The organism is Citromicrobium bathyomarinum, assembly GCA_001306305.2.
In the GTDB taxonomy this organism is placed as follows: Bacteria; Pseudomonadota; Alphaproteobacteria; order Sphingomonadales; family Sphingomonadaceae; genus Alteriqipengyuania; species Alteriqipengyuania bathyomarina.
The window spans coordinates 2069620-2089379 of the sequence record CP155577.1 but is presented as its reverse complement, the minus strand read 5'-3'; the positions used below and the strand labels follow the sequence as shown (position 1 = coordinate 2089379).

Sequence of the window (19760 nt, the reverse complement as noted above, 5' to 3'; positions counted from 1 at the left end):
GCGGCCCTATTAGCTGCCCGAGAAAGGCGTCCCGAACACCCCCACCGCCACCTCGGCCCATACCAGCAGCAGCACGGCGAGGATGCCGAGCACGGCGGCCACGCACCAGACGGGCCGGGCGATGGCGCGGATTGCGAACTCGATCGCCAGCGCAGTCGCGCCCAGCAGCACCGCCGCCACAGCAAAATCGAAGGGGGTCCAGTGCACCTCGCCGGTGAATTGCATCGCGACCAGCGGTGCAATCAGGATGGCGAGAAAGGAACCCCACAACGCCACGCGCCAGATGCGGTTCGCAATACCCGACGTGATCGAAAGATCATCCATGTCGTACTCTCCTCCAACGCAATCATGCGTCAATGGACACGAGATCGCAAGATGCGGATCACAAAGGGCTTTTGTACACCGACCGCGCGTACGATATCCCCAGGCCCGGGATCGCCAGGTGATGGCTAGAAGGAATATTCGAGCCCGATCAGCGGCGCATGTCCTACCTTGTCCGGGCCGCCCGGCTCAAAGTCCTGCTGGCGCAGATAGGTGAGGCTGAGTTCGACCCGGTCGCTCACTTCATATCCAAGCCCGATCTGCGTGCGCAGGCCGGTAATGCCATCGTCACCGCCCGCGCGTGTGCTGAGAAGGGTCCAGAACAGTTCCGCATTGGCACCGGCCGACCAGCGTCCGGCTTCATCCAGTGGGAAGGACACGCCCACCCGCGGGCGCAGCCGCAGCCCACTGCGGTCGGCCCCGTCGACGAAACGCTGTTCGAACCGTAGCCGCGTGCGCAGCACACCGTGCCGGCCCGAAAGCTGCTGCATGGTACGGGTTTCGTCGCAACCGCCATCATTGATCCGTCGCTCGACCGCGCCCGCTAGGGTGAACGCGTCGGTCAGATCCTGCTTCAGCCACAGGCGAAAGAAGTAGGTGTCGACCCGCCCGTCGTCTGCACTGCGCAAGCGCTGAGCGGTCTCCAGCTCGACAGCGGTGTCCGCGTCGAGATCGGTTGAGATGGACGGGTTGAGCCACACTTCGAACCCCTCGTCAGACGAGTGGGCGGGACTCGCGATGGCCGCCACCACCGCGATCGCAGGTGCCAAATGTCGCATTATGTCAATTCCTCGCTGACACGGCCCGGTCGGCACGCGCGCAGGGCCGCTGCGTGATGTCGACACAGGTGCCGACCCCGCTCAGGGGGCCGGCACCCATCGGTTGTCATGGCCGGTCAGTCTGCGGGAGCAACAATCAGCCGGTTGTTGGCGGGCTGGATCGAACGCGCGCTCATGCCGAGCGCCTGCTCCATGACCGCGATCTGCGCCGGGCTTGCCTCCAGCACCTCCTCGACGACATGCCAGTTGACGTTTTCGCTGCACGGCGGCGTGGTCAGCGATCCCATGTAGCGATAGACCTGCAGCTCCTCGGGCACCATCTCGGCCAGGTCTATGTCGAAGCTCGCCTTGTTTCCCTGCGGCAGCGCGTCGATGATTGCCTGCAGCCCGGGATTGGCCTCGCCTTCCTCGAACATCACGCCCAGAACACCCAGCGTGCCGTCATCCGTCGCGTGGACGAAGTGGGCCACCAGCGGATAGCGCTTGCCGTCGATCGCATGCTCCGAGGGGGTGTGGAAGTGCACCTGGATCAGGTTGAACTGGCGGTCGCCCGAAACCATGCCCTGGCCTTCTGCTGCATCGATCTGCACCTTGTGCTGGCCCAGGCTGAGCTTCGCCTTTGCCGGGCCGTAATTCGTCGAAAGTTCGATATCGCCGATCGCATTGGCCTGGTTGAGATCGATCGGGCTTTGCATCTTGCCCGCATCGCACGCAGCATAGCTGGCATTGGCCTTGGCCCAGTGTTCGGGCGCCGTGCCATCGGTATAGCGCCAGTCGAGCGACTGGGCAGTCACGGCGGTGGCGGTCATCATTGAAATTGCGGTGAAACCAAGAACGAAACTTTTCACGTCATTCTCCATCCCTTGTGCGTGCGATGGAGTAATCGGAAAGATCGCTTTCCCCGGTCGCACGCGCATCTTCATCCTGAGGGCTGTTGCAGCCCTTCGACTAATGATGCGGTCCGACATCACGCGTCATTGACGCGCCAGAGGGGCCCGGTCCCGCAGTTGCACTATATGCATGAAAGGGACGATTTGACAAGGGGGCTAGGCAGGAAGGCAAAGTGAACATATAAAGAACAAATGAGCTCTCCGATCCTCGACCGGCTGAAAATACTCGCCGATGCGGCCAAGTATGACGCGTCGTGCGCCTCGTCCGGCACGGCCAAGCGCAACAGCAAAAGCGGGGGAATCGGCTCGACCGAGGGGATGGGTATCTGCCATGCCTACGCGCCCGATGGCCGGTGTATCTCGCTGCTGAAAATCCTGCTGACCAATCACTGCATCTTCGATTGCCACTATTGCATAAATCGCAAGAGTTCCAATGTGCAGCGCGCGCGCTTCACACCGCAGGAGGTCGCGGACCTGACGCTGAGTTTCTATCGCCGCAATTATATCGAGGGGCTGTTCCTCTCCTCGGGCATCATCAAGAGCTCCGACCACACGATGGAGATGATCGTGGAGGCCGCGCGCATCCTGCGCGAGGAGCACGATTTCCGGGGCTATATCCATCTGAAGACGATCCCCGAGGCGGACCCGGAGATCATTCACCGCGCGGGGTTTTACGCCGATCGCGTCTCGATCAATGTCGAACTGCCGACCGATGCGGGGCTGACGCGCCTCGCGCCGGACAAGGATGCGCGCCAGATCGAGGGCGCACTGGGCAAGACCAGTAGCGATATCGTCGAGGCGAAGGATGCGAAGAAGCGGTTCAAGCACGCGCCGCGCTTTGCGCCCGCGGGCCAGTCGACCCAGATGATCGTCGGTGCCGACGCGGCGAGCGATGCGGATATCGTGGGCCGGGCGAGCCGGCTGTACGACAGTTTCGGCCTGCGCCGCGTCTATTACAGCGCCTTCTCGCCGATCCCCGATGCCTCCGCCGTGCTACCCTTGAAGCGCCCGCCGCTGATCCGCGAACACCGCCTCTACCAGTCCGACTGGCTGATGCGGTTCTACGATTACCGCCCGCAGGAGATCATGCAGGCGGCCGAGGCCGACGGAAACCTGCCACTCGACATCGATCCCAAGCTCGCCTGGGCGCTGAAATTCCGCGAACGCTTTCCGGTCGACGTCAACCGCGCGAGCCGCGAGGATTTGCTGCGCGTGCCGGGACTGGGGGTGAAAGCGGTGCACCGCATCCTCGCCTCGCGTCGGTACCGGACCTTGCGGCTCGACGATGTGGCGCGGCTGACCGTGTCGCTGACCAAGGTGCGGCCCTTCATCTGCACCGTGGACTGGCGCCCGACGATGCTGACCGACCGCGCGGACCTGCGCACGCTGCTCGCACCCAAGACCGAGCAGCTGGAGCTGTTTGCGGCATGACCATCATTTCCCGTCACCCCTGCGAAAGCAGGGCCCCAGCTAACACCGCCGGTTCGTGCCACCACTCTTATCTGGACCCCCGCCTGCGCGGGGGTGAGGGCTTGGGGCATGCGTCATGACCGCGCTCCAGCACGTCAAACCCCACGCGCATTACACCGTCCAGCTGCCGCGCAGCGACGACTTCGCTTTCTGGCGCGAACGCGCGCGGGCGCTGATTCAATGCGATATTCCGCCCGACAAGATCGCGTGGGTCGAGCCGGGTGGGACCGACGATCTCTTTTCGAGCGGCGGCATGCGCCTGCCAGAGCCGCCCGCCGATGCCCCTCCGGTCCGCGCGAGCAAGCGCTACCTGAGCCTCGCGAGCAATGCCGCGCTGCACCGCGATCCGGCGCGTTTCGCGCTGCTCTATCGCCTGCTCTGGCGGCTCCAGCGCAATCCGCGGATCATGGAGGACAAGGCCGATCCGGATGTCGGCCGCGTCGAGGAACTCGACAAGAACGTCCGGCGCGACAGCCACAAGATGCACGCCTTCGTCCGCTTCCGACAGGTCGAAGCAGAGGATGGCGAGCATTACGTCGCCTGGTTCGAGCCCGAGCATCACATCCTGCGCGCCAATGCGGGCTTCTTCCGGCGCCGGTTTGCGAGCATGCGCTGGTCGATCCTGACGCCGCAGGGCACGCTCCACTGGGATGGCGAGACCATGCGCGAGGGGCCACCCGCGCAGAAGGCCGACGCGCCGCACGGCGACCCGGTCGAGGACCTGTGGCGCACCTACTACGCGTCGATCTTCAATCCCGCGCGACTGAAAGTGGGCGCGATGCTCTCCGAAATGCCGCGCAAATACTGGAAGAATCTGCCCGAAGCCGCGCTTATCCCGGAACTGATCGCGGGTGCGCAGCAGCGGGAAAGCGAAATGGTGGCGGCAGGAGAGCGCGATGACGGCTCACGTCCCGAAAGCCTGGAGGCGATCGGCGAGGCTATCGAAGGCTGCCGCAAATGCCCGATCGGGTGCTTGGACAATCGCGCGGTGATGGGCGAGGGGCCTTCCGATGCGGCGCTGATGATCGTGGGCGAGCAGCCGGGCGATCACGAGGATCAGGAAGGGCGGCCATTCGTCGGCCCTGCCGGACAACTGCTCGACGTGCATCTGGAACGCGCGGGGATCAACCGCAGTGCGGCCTACGTCACCAATGCGGTCAAGCACTTCAAGTTCACGATGCGCGGCAAGCGGCGGCTGCACCAGTCGCCCACTGCCAAGGAGATCGACACCTGCCGCTGGTGGATCGAGGGCGAGCGCGAACTGGTGAAGCCGAAGCTGGTGCTGGCCATGGGTGCCAGCGCAGCACGCGGGATGCTGGGCAAGACCGTCAGCATTTCCAAGGTTCGCGGGCAGGCCATCCCGCTTGAGGACGGCAGCGAGCTGTGGGTCACCTCTCATCCTTCCTATCTCCTGCGCCTCGATGGCGAGGCGCGCGAGAAGCAGGCCGCGTTGTTCGATGCCGACCTTGCTGCAGTCCGCGCGCGGTTGGCGGATTTGGCCGAGCAGTGAGCCATTCCATTTTTCTCGTCACCCCCGCGAAGGCGTGGGTCCAGCTTCTTTTGCAGGTCGGTGCGCCGAGAAAAGCTGGATTCCCGCCTTCGCGCGAATGACGGGGAGGGCAGGACAATCCACCCATGCCCGACGCACCACTCACCCCCGACAAGCGCCGGATAGAGATCGACCCGGATGGCGTCGATCCGCCACCCCGCGCGCCCTTCGTCGAGCTGGGTCTCGTCTCGTGCTTCAGCTTCCTGCGCGGCAGTTCGGACGCGGTCGACCTCGTTACCACCGCGCGAATGCTTGGCTATGACGCGCTCGGAATTGCCGATGCCAATACGATGGCTGGCGTGGTCCGTATTCACACCGAGGCGAAGACGCTAAAGCTGCGGCCCGTGATCGGTTGCCGGATCGAGACGGTCGAAGGCCTCGCCTTTCTCGCCTACCCGAAGGATCGCGCGGCTTACGGGTGCCTGTGTCGTCTGATCAGCCAAGGCCGGATGCAGACGCTTTCGGGAAAGTGGCAGGAGAAGGGTGTGTGCGAGATCGACCTCGCGATGCTCGCTGACCATGCTGAGGATGTGCAACTGATCCTGCTACCGCCGGACGATCTCGATGTACGATTCACGATTGCGGTGCCGAGCAATGTGATCCCCTTCCGTCATCCTTCTTCGGAGCTGCAGAAGGGAAGCGTTAGCCCGGATCAGGTCCGGGGTAACGACAAGGTCGAACTGACCGCGCCATTCCCCCGGCTCCTTGCGCACCTGACCGCGCAGTTGCCGACGCTGCGCCACCTTGCCGCCGCCTATCTCTATCGCGGCGACGATATCGCGCGGATCGATCGGTTGGACGCGATGGCGCGCGAGCACGGCCTGTCGCTGCTCGCCACCAATGATGTGCATTACCACGCGGCCGAGCGGCGGCCGCTCAATGACGTCATGACGGCAATCCGCCACAAGACGACCGTGGAGGCCGCCGGCCACCTGCTCCACGCCAATGCCGAGCGGCACCTCAAATTGCCCGAAGAAATGATCCGCCTGTTTGCGCGCTGGCCCCATGCCATCATGGCGTCACGCGATATCGCGGATGCCTGCACCTTCAGCCTTGAAGATCTGAAGTACGAGTACCCGAAGCGGGCTTATCCCGACGGCATGACCCCGCAGCAATATCTGGAACAGCAGACCTGGGAGGGTGCAAATTGGCGTTATTCCAACGTGATACCTGCTAAAGTTAAAACCACGCTTGAGTATGAGCTGGAGCTGATCGGCAAGCTCGATCTCGCCCCCTATTTCCTCACCATCAAGGAAATCGTCGATTTCGCGCGTAGCCAGACGCCTCCGATTCTGTGCCAAGGGCGCGGCAGCGCGGCCAATTCCGCCGTATGCTTCTGCCTCGGCATCACCAGCGTCGACCCTGCCGAGCACCAGTTGCTGTTCGACCGGTTTCTTTCCGAAGAGCGCAGCGAGCCGCCCGATATCGATGTCGATTTCGAGCATGAGCGGCGCGAGGAAGTCATCCAGCACATCTACAAGGAGTATGGACGGGATCGCGCCGGCCTGTGCGCCACCGTCATTCACTATCGCCCGCGCATGGCGATCCGTGAGGTGGGCAAGGCGATGGGCCTGTCGGAAGACGTAACCGCGTCGCTCGCGCGGACCGTGTGGGGTGGCTGGGGGCGCGAGATCGGCGAGGATCACGTTGCCGAAACGGGCATGGATATCACCGATCCGCACTTGAGGCGCGTTCTCACGCTCACCAGTCAAATGATTGGAATGCCGCGACATCTATCCCAGCATGTCGGCGGTTTCATCCTCACCGACGGGTTACTGACCGAGACCGTGCCGATCGGTAATGGCGCAATGCCCGATCGCAGTTTCATCGAATGGGACAAGGACGACATCGACGATCTTGGCATCTTCAAGGTCGATGTGCTCGCGCTCGGGATGCTGACCTGCATTCGCAAGGGCCTCGATCTGCTGGAGGACCATTACGAGCGGCCGCTGACCCTCGCCACCATCCCGCAGGAGGATCCTGCGGTTTACGACATGCTGTGCAAGGGAGACTCGCTCGGCGTATTCCAGGTCGAGAGCAGGGCGCAGATGAACATGCTGCCGCGCCTGCAACCGCGCCAATTCTACGATCTGGTGGTGCAGGTCGCGATCGTGCGTCCTGGCCCGATCCAGGGCGATATGGTTCACCCCTATCTCAAGCAACGGCGATTGGCGCGCGCGGGAAAGACCGATTTCCAGCTTCCCGCGCCCGCGCCCGAGCATGGACCGCCTGACGAATTGTCCTCGATCCTTGGGCGCACTTTCGGGGTGCCGATCTTTCAGGAGCAGGCGATGAAGATCGCCATCGATGCGGCCAAATTCTCTCCGGCAGAGGCCAATCGATTGCGCCGGGCGATGGCCACCTTCCGCAGCCGGGGAATGGTGCATGCGCATGAGGAAATGATGGTCGGGAGGATGATCGAGCGTGGCTACGACCCCGACTTCTCCCAGCGCTGCTTCGACCAGATCAAGGGTTTCGGGGAATATGGCTTCCCGGAGAGTCACGCGGCCAGCTTTGCGCACCTTGTTTACGTCTCCAGCTGGCTCAAGTGCCACTATCCGGCGGCCTTTGCCTGCGCGCTGCTCAATTCGCAGCCGATGGGCTTCTACGCGCCCGCACAGATCGTGCGCGATGCGGCGGAGCATGGGGTCGCGGTGCTGCCGGCGGATGTGAATGGGTCGGACTGGGATTGTACGCTGGAGGACATTCCTCCCCGTGCCGGGGAGGATAAGAGACACATGGCCCTGCGCCTCGGCCTGCGTCAGATCGACGGTTTCCCTGAGCATGTCGCGGCCAAGCTGGTGGCGGAACGGATCGAAAACGGCCCTTATCGTGATGTGGCAGAGCTACGCGATCGCGCAGGGCTTGCTCCCTCGTATGTCGAACGGCTCGCCAGCGCCGATGCCTTTCAGTCGCTCGACCTTCCGCGTCGGCAGGCGCTGTGGGACGCGCGCAGCCTGATCGCCGCGCCAGACCTGCCGCTGTTTCGCGCGGCGGCAGAGCGTGAGGAGGGGGCGGAGAAGGTGCGAACCGCGCTGCCCGTGATGCCGCTCTCCGAAGAAGTGGTTGCCGATTACCAGACCACCCGGCTCAGCCTGAAGGCGCACCCGATGGCCTTCCTGCGCGCCGATCTGGCCGAGCGTGGCTTCGTGCGCGCGTGCGACCTGCGCGAGCGGAAGTTCCGCTCCATGGTACAGGTCGCGGGCGTGGTGCTGATCCGCCAGCGGCCGGGCAGCGCCAAGGGTGTATGCTTCATCACGCTGGAGGACGAGACGGGGGTGGTGAACCTGGTCGTGTGGCCCGACCTCAAGGAAAAACAGCGCAAGGTGGTGATGGGCGCGCGGCTTATGGAGGTGCGCGGGCGGGTGGAGTACGATGAGGAGGTGATCCACGTCATCGCCCACCACATGACCGACGCGACACACATGCTTGCCCGCCTGTCCGACGATGCGCTGCGCTATGAGCTGGCGCGGGCGGACCATGTCAATTCACCGCTGCCGTCAGGTAAGATCAACCCGCGCGATGACCTGCGCGACGGGGCGGAGGATCCCGCTGGCGGACGGGCGATCCGCACCCGCGACCTGATCGACGAATTGCCCGGCACCGGGGGCCATCCACGCAATGTCCGGATCATTCCCAAGTCGCGCGACTTTCATTGAGGATGAGCGAGGGCAAGCGACATTCCCGATGGCTGCGTGGTGTCGTCCGCGTGCTGAGGCCGCTCGCCAGCCTCGGGACCGATCGGCGCGTGCTTGCGATCCTGGTCCTGCTGGCGCTATTCGTCGGCGGGCGGGCGTGGCTGGCCGAGAATCCGGGCAGCAATCCGTGGGCCCCGCTCGACCTGCGCGACGAACCGGGCTGGGCGACACGCTCCAAGATTGCGGCGCTGCGGGACGACCCGGCGCAATGCCACGCGGTGCTGGAGCGCAGCGCGGTTGCCTTCACCGCGCTGGAGCCGCTGGGCGAGGCGCCATGCCTTCGCGCCAACCGCACACGGCTCGATGACTTTCCCTACGCTGGCGAGCGGCCCGACACGACCTGTGCGACTGCCGCCGCGATGGAAATCTGGCGGCGTGATGCCGTGCAGCCCGCCGCGCGAGACATCTTCGGGCAGGAGGTCGCGCGGATCGAGCATTTCGGCAGTTTCAGCTGTCGGCGGATGTACGGGCGCGACGAAGGCCCGTGGAGCGAACATGCCACCGCCAACGCGATCGACATCGCGGGCTTCGTGCTGGCGGACGGTACCCGGATCGCGGTGGTCAACGACTGGCAGGGGGAGGGCGACAAGGCCCGCTTCCTTCGCGAGGTGCGCGATGGGGCATGCCGGGCCTTCGGCACCGTCCTCTCACCCGAGTACAATGAAGCGCATCGCGACCACTTCCACCTCGATCAGGCGGCGCGCGGGTTAGGCGGTGTGTGCCGGTGATTTCCGGGCCATGAACCAGAGCCAGCCAACTGCGCCAGCCATCACACCCAGCCACACATAATATCCGGTATGATAGGTTATGATCTCGTTCATGCCTGAATCGTCCGGAACATTGCGCCAGAACAACGCGCTGACGATACCCAGCGCAAGCAGCACCGCACTGATCCGTAAAATCCGCCGCCCGGCCTTTTCGCCGCGCCAAGCACTATAGGCCAGAGCGAGCAAAAACACGGGATTGGCGTACGCTGCGAACTGGAGGGTCATCCAGCCGAAAAGCGTGCCGAGAAACAGTACCATCCAACCCGCAAAGGTCTGATTTTCGTTTATGTGATCGGTGGTCGCAACCGGGAGGAACAATGCCCCGGTCCAGCCCGCGATCAGAACCGCCGGGACCGCATAGCGCGGCCAACCACTTGTGCTCACACCGCCTCGAGCGCGTATCCGGCGGAGCGGACTGTACGGATCGGATCGCTCGCGCCTTCCAGCTCCAGCGCCTTGCGCAGCCGCCGGATATGCACATCGACCGTGCGCAGCTCGATGTCGCTGCCCGTGCCCCATACGCCGTCGAGCAACTGCCCACGGCTGAACACGCGGCCCGGGCTCTCCATAAAGAACTTGAGCAGACGGTACTCGGTCGGCCCCAGCTGCAGGTTGCGCCCGCGCCGTTCGACCTTGTGCGCAACGGGGTCGAGCCTGATATCGCCGACCTCGATCGTCTCGCCGGCCAGCGCCGGGCGGATGCGACGCATGACGGCGGCTACCCGGGCGAGCAGTTCTCGGGGGCTGAACGGCTTGGTCAGGTAATCGTCGGCACCGGTTTCCAGCCCGCGGACCCGGTCATCCTCCGCCTCGCGCGCGGTCAGCATGATGATCGGGACGTGCGCGGTCCCCTTGTCCCTGCGCAGGCGGCGACAGACCTCGATCCCGCTGGTCCCCTCGATCATCCAGTCGAGGATGATCAGGTCGGGCACGTCCTCGCTCGCCATAAGCAGGGCTTCGTCGCCATCGGCGGTTACACGGACCTGATAGCCCTCGTTGGCGAACCGGAATTCGAGCAGCTCGGCAAGTGCCGGGTCGTCTTCGACAAGGATCAGCTTGGCAGAAGGCACTGGGTGTCTCGCTAATATGCGGCTGATTTGCCTGTTATGGCGGACCAGCCGTGGGTCAATTCTCGTCTTCGTCGAGCGGGTAATCGCCGGTCGCGGCGAAATAGACCATCTCCGCCACGTTGGTCGCGTGGTCGCCGATACGCTCGATATTGCGGGCCACGAACAGCAGTTGCGCAGCGCTCGAAATGGTCGCAGGATTTTCAACCATGTGGCTGACAAGATTGCGGAAAATAGAGTTATAGAAGGCGTCGACCTTCTTGTCCTGCGCGATCACTTCGCGGGCCAGCGCGGCATCGCGCGCGGCATAGGCGGTCAGCACGTCGTGCACCATCTCCGCCGCGACGTCGGCCATCGCGGGCAGCAGGGTGAGCGGTTCGAACCGAGTGCGCCCTTCGATCCGCCCGACGCGCTTGGCGATGTTCTTGGCATAGTCGCCGATCCGCTCGACCACCCCGGCGATCTTCAGGGCGGCGATCACTTCGCGCAAATCGTCGGCCATCGGCGCGCGCAGGGCGATGATTTTCACCGCGAGCCGGTCGACCTCGCTCTCCAGCGCGTCCAGCTTGCGGTCATCTGCCACGATCCTCTCGGCAAGGACTTCGTCCCCGCGGATCAGCGCGTCGAGCGCGCCTTCCAGCGCGGTTTCGGCCAGGCCGCCCATTTCCGTGATGAGCCCGCGCAGCCGGGTGATGTCCTCATCGAAGGCTTTGACTGTGTGTTCCGAGATCATCCGTAGCGTCCGGTGATATAGTCTTTGGTTCGTTCTTCGAGCGGATTGGTAAAGATCTGGTCCGTCGGACCATATTCTACCATCTTGCCGAGGTGGAAAAAGGCGGTCCGCTGCGAAACGCGCGCCGCCTGCTGCATGGAGTGGGTCACGATGACGATCGCATAGCGACCGGCCAGATCGTCGATCAGCTCCTCGATCTTGGCGGTCGCGATCGGGTCCAGCGCAGAGGCCGGTTCGTCCATCAGGATGACTTCGGGGTCGACCGCGATCGCGCGCGCGATGCACAGGCGCTGCTGCTGCCCGCCCGAAAGCGCGGTACCCGATTCGCCCAGGCGATCCTTGACCTCGTTCCACAGACCGGCGCGCTGCAGCGAGCGTTCGACGATCTCGTCCAGCTCGCCCTTGCTCTCCGCCAGGCCGTGGATCTTCGGGCCGTAGGCGATGTTCTCGTAAATCGACTTGGGGAAGGGGTTGGGCTTCTGGAACACCATCCCGACCCGGGCACGCAGCTGAACCACATCCATGCCGCTGGAATAGATGTCCTCGCCGTCGAGCTCGATCTGACCCTCGACGCGGGCCGAAGGGATCGTGTCGTTCATGCGGTTCAATGTGCGCAGGAAGGTCGACTTTCCGCAACCCGACGGCCCGATAAAGGCGGTGACGAACTTCGTCGGGATGTCGATCGACACATCGTCGATCGCTTTCTTGTCGCCATAGAAGACCGAGACGTCGCTTGCGCGCATCTTGGGCTCGGCCTTGTCGTCCATGTCGTGGATTACGGTCACCAGGTTTTCTCGAACTTGTTGCGCAGATAAATGGCGAGGGCGTTCATCACCAGCAGGAACAGCAGTAGCACGATAATCGCCGCGCTGGTCCTTTCGATGAAGCCGCGGTCGATTTCATCCGACCACAGGAAGATTTGCACCGGCAGCACCGTGGCGGGCGAGGTGAAGCCGTCGGGCGGGGTGGCGACGAAGGCGCGCATCCCGATCAGCAGCAGCGGCGCGGTTTCGCCCAGCGCACGCGCCATGCCGATGATGGTGCCAGTGAGGATGCCGGGCAGGGCGAGTGGCAGGACATGATGGAACACCACCTGTACCGGGCTTGCGCCGACCGCCAGTGCACCGTCGCGGATCGAGGGCGGCACGGCCTTGATCGCGTTGCGCCCGGAGATGACGATCACCGGCATTGTCATCAGCGCCAGCGTCATCCCGCCGACCAGAGGGGCGGATCGCATATTGGGGAAGATCCACAGGAACACCGCGAGGCCGAGCAAGCCGAAGATGATCGACGGGACCGCCGCGAGGTTGTTGATCGACACCTCGATAATGTCGGTCCAGCGGTTCTTGGGCGCGTATTCTTCCAGATAGAGCGCAGAGAGCACGCCGATCGGGAAAGCGAGCGCGAGGGTCACGATCATGGTCAGGATCGATCCCTTGAGCGCGCCCCACACGCCTACCTGCTGCGGGTCGGTCGCGTCGGAGCGGGTCAGGAAGCCCCAGTCGAAACGCTTTTCCAGATAGCCCTCGCGTTCAAGCTGGGCGGCCAGCGCCTGCATTTCGGGCGAGCCCTCGCCGTCCATTCCGCTTGCCAGATCGCCGCTGGCGGGCAGCCAGAAGGTCTCCTGCCCGCGCAGCATGGCGGGGTCGGCGCGAAGATCTTCGGCAACCTCGCGCCAAGCGTCCTGGCTGAGCTGTTCGGCACCTGCCGCGCCCATCCGCTGTTCGGCCGCGAAGGCGACGATCTCGGGCAGGCCCTGCATTTCGAGCGTCTGCACCGCACCGGGCTGGCTCAGCGAGGCGGCGTCTCCGGCGAGGCCCGATTCGGCGAAGTCGATCGGCACCTGCAGCTCGGCGCGCTGGAAGCCGCCGACGCCGTTGATGGTCATGTTGCCCAGCAGCACGAACAGGATCGCGATCGACACGATGATCGCGAACAGGCCGAACAGCTTGAATCGCCGTTCCTGCGCGTAGCGCTGCTTCAGGCGCTTTTCGAACGCCGCGCTGCGGGTCGGCCGGCGTGCTTCGGTATCTGCGGGACTGGTCATTATTCGTACGCCTCCCGGAAGCGCTTCACGACGCGCAGGGCGATGAAGTTGAGCAGCAGGGTGACCATGAACAGCACGAAGCCGAGCGCAAAGGCGCTGAGCGTCGCCGGATGGTCGAAACTGCCTTCGCCGGTCAGCAGGGCGACGATCTGCACCGTCACCGTGGTCATTGCCTCCAGCGGATTGGCGGTGAGATTGGCGGCGGTAGAGGCGGCCATCACCACGATCATGGTCTCACCGATCGCGCGGCTCACGGCCAGCATGACGCCGCCGACAATGCCCGGCAGTGCGGCGGGGATGAGGACCTTCTTGATCGTTTCGGACTTGGTCGCGCCCATGGCCAGGCTGCCATCGCGCATCGATCCGGGCACGGCAGCGATACTGTCATCCGCCATCGAGGACACGAAGGGGATGATCATCACTCCCATCACCAGTCCGGCGGCAAGCGCGCTTTCGGAGGATGCGTTTTGAATGCCGACCGCTTGCGCAGCGTCGCGGATCGCCGGGGCGACCGTCAGCGCCGCGAAATAGCCGTAGACCACGGTCGGCACGCCCGCGAGCACCTCCAGAGCAGGCTTAATGATCTTGCGCCAGCGAGAGCTGGCATATTGGGTCAGGTAGATCGCGCTCATCATGCCCAGCGGAATGGCCACGATCATCGCAATGATCGCGCCGATGAAGATCGTGCCCCAGAACAGCGGAATCGCACCATAGCGGTCGCCCTGCGGTGCCGCCGGATTGGACATGGGATCGGGGTTCCAGCTCAGCCCGAACAGGAAATCGATCGGGGAGACCATGCCGAAGAATCGGATCGTCTCGAACACCAGGCTGGCGAGGATGCCGAAGGTGGTCAGGATTGCGACCAGCGAAGCGAGCAGCAGCACGCCCATCACGGCGCGCTCCACCTTCACCCGTGCGGTGAACGCGGGCCGCACCCGGGTGAACGCCCACAGTCCCAGAATGACCGCCAGCGCAAGGGCGAAGCCGAAGCCGACCAGCGTGTAGAAGCGCGAAGCCTCGCGAAACGGCTCGACCAGAGCGGCAGCGTCGGGATTGAACACGCCCGCCGCATGGCCGTAGGCGACCGCGCGCGCTTCGGCGAGCATCGACTGACGCTGGAAACCGAAGGTGGGCAGGCTCTGGCCCGCAGGCGTTGCGAGCACCCACTGGTCGACCAGAATGGGCGAGAGGATGCTCCAGAACACGGCGAACAGGGCGAGCGGCACCGCTACCCAGATCGCCACGTACCACGCGTGATAACCGGGCCGCGAGACGATCCGCGGCGCATCCTTGTCGCGGCTGAAGGCACGGGCCTTCGCGCGCCCCGCGAGCCAGCCGGCCAGCCCGAGGCCGATCGCAAGCAGGAAGAGAAAGACGGGTGACATGCGGTTGGCGGCCCCTTGAGTGGTGTTCGGAGATGCCGCCGCCAGCGCGATCATCCCCTTGTTTGAGAATCAGAAGCGAGTGAAATGCCGCGTGTCTAGCGGGCCCCGGCTCGCGTTGTTGAAACTATGTGGCAGGGTTATGACAGTCTGTCCGGTTCGTCTGGAATTGAGTCCGGCTGTGCCGTTCGGGCAAACCGTTCCAGCACCGCATCGGGTGCCGGACGGCTCCTGCCCAGCCGTGGGAGGCGCACGGTGACAATCGTGCCGTGTCCCACTTCGCTATCGATATCGAGCCGCCCGTGGTGGCGTTCGACGATATGCTTGACGATCGCGAGGCCCAGCCCGGTTCCGCCGGACTGGCGGCTGCGGCCCGGATCGGTGCGATAGAAGCGCCGCGTCAGATGCGGCAGGTGCTCCGCCTCGATTCCGTCGCCGCGATCTTCCACCTCAAGCTTGGCTTCGCCCAGCGCCGATTCGCTCAACCGGACGGTGACCGGCGTGCCCTCGCGCCCGTATTTGAGCGCGTTGTCTACCAGATTGCGGACCAGCTGCTCCAGCTGCTGCGGATCGCCAAGAACTTCGAAGTCCTCGCTCGCCTCGAAAGCCAGTCGCTCGATTCGGTTGGGCCCAGCACCCTCGCGCGCGGCGCGTTCGACCAGCGCGTTGAGCGGCACGGGCTGCTCGGGGCGGTCATGCTTTTCCGCTTCCACGCGCGAGAGAGACATGAGGTCGCTGACGAGATTCTGCAGCCGCTGCGCCTCGCGGTGGATGGTATCGAGAAACTTGCGCGCGGTCGCCTGGTCGATGTCTTCAGGGTTTTCGCTCAGCGTTTCGACATAGCCGATGATCGAGGACAGCGGGGTGCGCAGTTCGTGGCTGGCATTGGCGACGAAATCGGTGTGCGCGCGGCTGATATCGGATTCGGCGGTCTTGGAGACCAGCTCGACCACGCTCGAGCGGTCGTCGATCGCATAACGGCTGACCCGCCACACATCCTTGCGGCGAACCAGCCCGGTGACGATCGCTTCGCCGTGATCTTCGGAATCGAGCAGCGCGATCGCGCGCGGGTGACGCAGCGCGACCCGGATATCCTGCCCGACGACATGATGGCCGAGCAGCTTGCGGGCGGAGCCATTGGCAATCACCACGCGCTTGCGGTCGACCAGCAGCAGCGGGGAATAGGCGTTCTCGATCATCTCTGCGAGCCGGGCGCGTGAAATCCCCTCCGGTCGCGGATCGGGTTCTGCGCGCTGTTCGTCGGGCTGGGTGATCCACAGGGTCAGCGTCCAGACAAGCCAGACCGCCAGTGCATAGCCAACGCCGATCCCGGCCAGCATCAGCAGGAAGACGCTGCAGGTGGCGATGATTACACCGGCCCAGGGGAATGTGAGCGGCTTGTGCATGGCGGCCTGCCTAGGGTGATTTGTCGGCCTGCGCCAGAGCGCGGGCACGGACGCGGAGTTGGCTTGGGGAAAATTCGGTTCGCGCCATGCAAGAGCACGGCCGCAGATGCGCAGCACGCAGCCTCGCCGGGCCCCTGAAGGGGAGGGGAAGTCTACATGTCATCGGGAGCAAAGTCGCCGGCCATCGTGCCAGCATCCGGATGGTGACCCCTACGGGAATCGAACCCGTGTTTCAGCCGTGAAAGGGCCGCGTCCTAACCGCTAGACGAAGGGGCCACATCCGGAACTGCTTCTGGCGGAGCGGCTAAAAAGCCGGGGACCGCCGAAGCGAGCCGCGCATCTAGGGGCGTCGTTTGAAGCGGTCAAGCCCCGTCATTCGCAATTGTGCAGGTATTTTACGGTTCGATGAAAGCTGCGTCCTCAAGGTGCAATTCCGCACGCGGCGTATTGGCCCAGGTATCGACCTTTGCGCGCCCGGCGAGCCACATCCGCGTGCCCGGATGCGCGGCGAGCAAAGCCTGCCCCCAGTCGCTGTCTGCTGCGCGAAAAGCGATCGCCTTGATCGACCCGCCATCGCGCGATCCCGCAAGCAGGCGCACATGATCGCTGCCGACCCGGTCGACCTTCACCAGATGCACAGGGCCGATTGCGATTCGCGGGCCGGGCCAGCCCATGCCGTAGGGACCGCCGCGCTCCAGCGTCTCGACCAGTTCGACCGTGAGCCCACGCGGCCCGAGCGAGAGATCGAAACCGAGCGATGCCTCCGCGCTCGCGGCAGCGACCTGTCGTTCGAGGCGCGATTCGAGCCAATCGGTAAACGCCTCGATCTTGTCTTCATGCACGGTCAGCCCGGCGGCCATCGCGTGTCCGCCGCCCGCTTCCAGCAGGCCTTCCTCGCGCGCGGCCATGATCGCCGCGCCCAGATCGACGCCGGGAATCGAGCGGCCCGATCCCTTGCCGAGCCCGGCCTGACTGTCGCGCGCGATCACCAGTGAGGGGCGCCCGGTCTTTTCCTTGATTCGCCCTGCGACGATCCCGATCACGCCCGGGTGCCAGCCATCGCCATGGACGATTCGCACCGCCCGGTTGCCTTGCCCGGCCAGCTGCGCCTCGCCCGCTTCCTGCACCTCCGCCTCGATCGCGCGGCGTTCTTCGTTCAGCTGCGATAGCTGGGCGGCGATCTGTGCGGCCTCTTCCGGGTCTTCGGTCGTCAGCAGGCGTACGCCGAGCGTCGATTCGCCCACGCGCCCGCCAGCATTGATTCGCGGGCCGAGCGCGAAGCCCAGATCGGACGAGATCGGCGCGCGGGTCAGCCGGCTCGCATCGATCAGCGCGCTCATTCCGATATTGGCGCGCTTGGCCATCACCTTGAGACCCTGCGACACGAACGCGCGGTTGAGGCCGTGGAGCGCGGCGACATCGGCAACCGTGCCCAGCGCCACCAGATCGAGCAGGCCGCGCAGGTCCGGCTCCTTGCGGTCCTTGAAATAGCCGTGCGTCCGCAGTTTCCTGACCAGCGCGATCGCGACCAGAAAGGCGACGCCGACCGCGGCAAGATGGCCGTGGGCCGCCGCTTCGTCTGCCTCGTCCAGTCGGTTGGGATTGACGAGGGCGAGGGCGGGCGGGCGCTCGTGCGAGCATTTGTGGTGGTCGATCACGATCACCTCCACGCCCGCATCGCGCGCGGCGGCCAGCGCCTCGTGCGCCATCGCGCCGCAATCGACCGTGACCACCAGGCTCGATCCCTGTTCGCCCAGCTTGACCAGCGCCTCTCCGCTGGGGCCGTAGCCTTCGAGCAGGCGGTCGGGGATATAGTAGTCCGCTTCGTGCCCCAGCATGCCGAACAGGCGAATCAGCAGCGCCGCCGAGGTTGCGCCATCGACGTCGTAATCGCCGTAGATCGTCACCTTCTCGCGCGTCAGGATCGCCTGCGCCAGACGCTCTGCGGCCGCCTCCATGTCCTGGAAGATCGCCGGATCGGGGAGGAAGGCGGCAAGCTTGGGTTCGCGCTGGCGTTCCAGATCGTCGCGCGCGACACCACGGGCGAGCAGCAGCTGGGTCAGGATGTCGTCGCCCAGGCTGGCGGCCGGGCCATCGTACTGGTTCGGACCTCCGCGCCAGCGCCAGCTGCGCCCGCCGAGCGAGCGCTCGACACCACAGACGAGGGTGGCGTTGGAATTTGGAGCAGTGGTGGCCATGGGGCTTCCTAGCGCGCCTTGCGGGTAGAACAAAGCGCGGCCCCGTTGACTTTCGACAGCGCGGGCGGAGGGTGAGGGGCATGAGTGATGCAACCCTTCTGATCGCATGGCACAGCCGCACCGGTGCGAGCGAGGCGATGGCGCGGGCCGCCGCTAAAGGCGCCGGCGACGTCGCACAGGTGCTCGCCGCGCACGAGGTGATGCCCGAAGACCTGCTGGAGGCAAGCGGGTACCTGTTCGTCTGCCCGGAGAACCTCGCGACGATGAGCGGGATGATGAAGGAGATGTTCGATCGCTGCTATTACCCGGTGCTTGGCCGAATCGAAGGCCGCGCCTTCGCGACGATCATCTCCGCCGGGTCCGACGGCGAGGGGGCGCAGGCGCAGATCAACCGGATTGCGCAGGGCTGGCGGCTGAAACGCGTGGCGGATCGCATCATCGTGAACATGCAGGCGCAAACGCCCGAAGAGATTCTGGCGCAGAAGACCGTGCCCGACGATCGCCTGGCAGAATGCGAGGCGCTGGGCGAGGCAATGGCCGAGGGGTTGCGGATGGGCGTGTTCTGACCTTTCTCAACCTGTTCGACTCCGGAGCAATCCTGCGCCGCGGCACTCGACGTAACGCGCTGTTATCCGCAAGGGATGTACCCGGGCGTTTCCGGCGGTGAGGCGCCGGGCTAGGGGATCTGCATGTCCGCTCACACTGACGATCCGGCGCGACCCGAACCGGCCGACGATCTGCTGATCCTGGTCCCGCGTGGGGCGCGGCCGACTGTCGACGCGATCACGCAGGTGGCCCGGGATGCGCCATGGCTGGACCATGCCGGCCCTGAGCTTGGTGGCACCGCAGGCGGCACCATCGCGTTGCAGCGTGCCGGGCTTGGCTTCGACCTTGCCGGTCTCGCCCCCGGAGTGCCGCTTCCAGTGCCGCACCCGCTGTCCGCGCGCGAGTTGCCGGACGACTTCGCGCCTGCCAGCATCGCCGCTGTATCGCTGCGGCTCGGCCCGCATATCGAGGCGGGGCGGGGCAACCTTGCGATCCTGCGCGAATGGTTCGCGCTTGCCGCCGCGCTGGCCGATTCGCTGGGCGCTGCGGGCATCGTGTGGACCCCGGCAGGCCTTGCACTCGGCCCCGCGCTGCTTGCCCGCAACCTGCAGGCCTGGGCCGCGCGAGGGGAGCTGCCCGTGACGCTGCTCGCCAGCTTTCAGCCCACGCTCGACGGGGCGGTGCAGAGCAGCGGGCTCGCCTTCTTCACCGGGCAGGAGTTCCGCATCGAACCCCAGCTGGTCGGCGGAACCCAGCAAGTCGATACGCTCGCCCGGCTGCTGTTTCGCCACCTGGTCTATGCCGGGCCGCAGTCGGAAACCGGGAATCTGTCCACGCCCGATGGGCACCCGCTGCGGATCGAGCCCGCGGCAGACGGACGCACGATCCGCGTGTGGCCCGGCTGAGC

The 19760-nt window shown here is 65.1% G+C and carries 17 protein-coding genes and 1 tRNA gene; 6 read left to right on the top strand and 12 right to left on the bottom strand.

Going from position 1 to position 19760, the window contains the following annotated elements; genetic code table 11:
• Positions 1–9: 9 nt before the first annotated feature.
• The 3 genes from VO57_010505 to VO57_010495 form a co-directional block, all read right to left on the bottom strand.
• Positions 10–324 carry a hypothetical protein gene (locus VO57_010505; GenBank protein ID XBL68567.1) on the bottom strand — a complete coding sequence of 105 codons (315 nt, stop codon included), beginning with the start codon at positions 322–324 and terminating at the stop codon, positions 10–12.
• A gap of 125 nt (positions 325–449) precedes the next feature.
• A complete protein-coding gene (locus tag VO57_010500) occupies positions 450–1100 on the bottom strand; it encodes a DUF2490 domain-containing protein (GenBank protein XBL68566.1) in 651 nt (216 codons plus the stop codon).
• Positions 1101–1216: 116 nt separating this feature from the next.
• On the bottom strand, positions 1217–1912 hold the full coding sequence (locus VO57_010495; protein XBL68565.1) for a carbonic anhydrase family protein: 696 nt from the start codon (positions 1910–1912) through the stop codon (positions 1217–1219).
• A gap of 270 nt (positions 1913–2182) precedes the next feature.
• Between VO57_010495 and VO57_010490 the strand changes: the two genes are divergently transcribed.
• The 4 genes from VO57_010490 (at position 2183) to VO57_010475 (ending at position 9435) form a co-directional block, all read left to right on the top strand.
• The gene (locus tag VO57_010490) at positions 2183–3421 is read left to right on the top strand and encodes a putative DNA modification/repair radical SAM protein (protein ID XBL68564.1); all 1239 of its coding nucleotides are present in this window, start codon (positions 2183–2185) and stop codon (positions 3419–3421) included.
• 115 nt (positions 3422–3536) lie between these two features.
• Positions 3537–4970, top strand: coding sequence for a UdgX family uracil-DNA binding protein (locus tag VO57_010485; GenBank protein XBL68563.1), 1434 nt, complete (start codon positions 3537–3539; stop codon positions 4968–4970).
• A 125-nt stretch (positions 4971–5095) separates the two neighbouring features.
• Entirely contained in the window at positions 5096–8668 is a 3573-nt protein-coding gene (locus VO57_010480) for an error-prone DNA polymerase (protein ID XBL68562.1), read from the top strand.
• 50 nt (positions 8669–8718) lie between these two features.
• Positions 8719–9435, top strand: a complete 717-nt coding sequence (locus VO57_010475; protein XBL68561.1) for an extensin family protein — start codon at positions 8719–8721, stop codon at positions 9433–9435.
• Here VO57_010475 and VO57_010470 read toward each other — a convergent pair.
• The 9 genes from VO57_010470 to recJ form a co-directional block, all read right to left on the bottom strand.
• Positions 9415–9732, bottom strand: coding sequence for a hypothetical protein (locus tag VO57_010470; protein XBL68560.1), 318 nt, complete (start codon positions 9730–9732; stop codon positions 9415–9417). The two genes, VO57_010475 and VO57_010470, sit on opposite strands and share 21 nt — an antisense overlap.
• A 122-nt stretch (positions 9733–9854) precedes the next feature.
• Positions 9855–10544 carry a phosphate regulon transcriptional regulator PhoB gene (phoB, locus tag VO57_010465; protein ID XBL68559.1) on the bottom strand — a complete coding sequence of 230 codons (690 nt, stop codon included), beginning with the start codon at positions 10542–10544 and terminating at the stop codon, positions 9855–9857.
• Between the two features lie 55 nt (positions 10545–10599).
• Positions 10600–11274, bottom strand: a complete 675-nt coding sequence (gene phoU / locus VO57_010460; GenBank protein XBL68558.1) for a phosphate signaling complex protein PhoU — start codon at positions 11272–11274, stop codon at positions 10600–10602.
• The gene (gene pstB / locus VO57_010455) at positions 11271–12041 is read right to left on the bottom strand and encodes a phosphate ABC transporter ATP-binding protein PstB (GenBank protein XBL71325.1); all 771 of its coding nucleotides are present in this window, start codon (positions 12039–12041) and stop codon (positions 11271–11273) included. The genes phoU and pstB overlap by 4 nt, the downstream gene beginning before the upstream one ends.
• A 14-nt stretch (positions 12042–12055) precedes the next feature.
• Positions 12056–13321: a phosphate ABC transporter permease PstA gene (gene pstA, locus VO57_010450; protein XBL68557.1), complete on the bottom strand. Its 1266-nt coding sequence runs from the start codon at positions 13319–13321 to the stop codon at positions 12056–12058.
• Positions 13321–14706 carry a phosphate ABC transporter permease subunit PstC gene (pstC, locus tag VO57_010445; protein XBL68556.1) on the bottom strand — a complete coding sequence of 462 codons (1386 nt, stop codon included), beginning with the start codon at positions 14704–14706 and terminating at the stop codon, positions 13321–13323. Before pstC ends, pstA begins: the two co-directional genes overlap by 1 nt.
• Positions 14707–14843: 137 nt before the next feature.
• Positions 14844–16109 carry an ATP-binding protein gene (locus VO57_010440; protein XBL68555.1) on the bottom strand — a complete coding sequence of 422 codons (1266 nt, stop codon included), beginning with the start codon at positions 16107–16109 and terminating at the stop codon, positions 14844–14846.
• A gap of 201 nt (positions 16110–16310) precedes the next feature.
• Positions 16311–16385 (bottom strand) — tRNA-Glu (locus VO57_010435).
• A gap of 119 nt (positions 16386–16504) precedes the next feature.
• Positions 16505–18307, bottom strand: coding sequence for a single-stranded-DNA-specific exonuclease RecJ (gene recJ / locus VO57_010430; GenBank protein ID XBL68554.1), 1803 nt, complete (start codon positions 18305–18307; stop codon positions 16505–16507).
• An 80-nt stretch (positions 18308–18387) separates the two neighbouring features.
• Here recJ and VO57_010425 point away from each other — a divergent pair, with 80 nt between their 5' ends.
• The gene (locus VO57_010425; GenBank protein XBL68553.1) at positions 18388–18873 is read left to right on the top strand and encodes an NAD(P)H-dependent oxidoreductase; all 486 of its coding nucleotides are present in this window, start codon (positions 18388–18390) and stop codon (positions 18871–18873) included.
• 123 nt (positions 18874–18996) lie between these two features.
• Positions 18997–19758: a hypothetical protein gene (locus tag VO57_010420; protein ID XBL68552.1), complete on the top strand. Its 762-nt coding sequence runs from the start codon at positions 18997–18999 to the stop codon at positions 19756–19758.
• Positions 19759–19760: the final 2 nt, after the last annotated feature.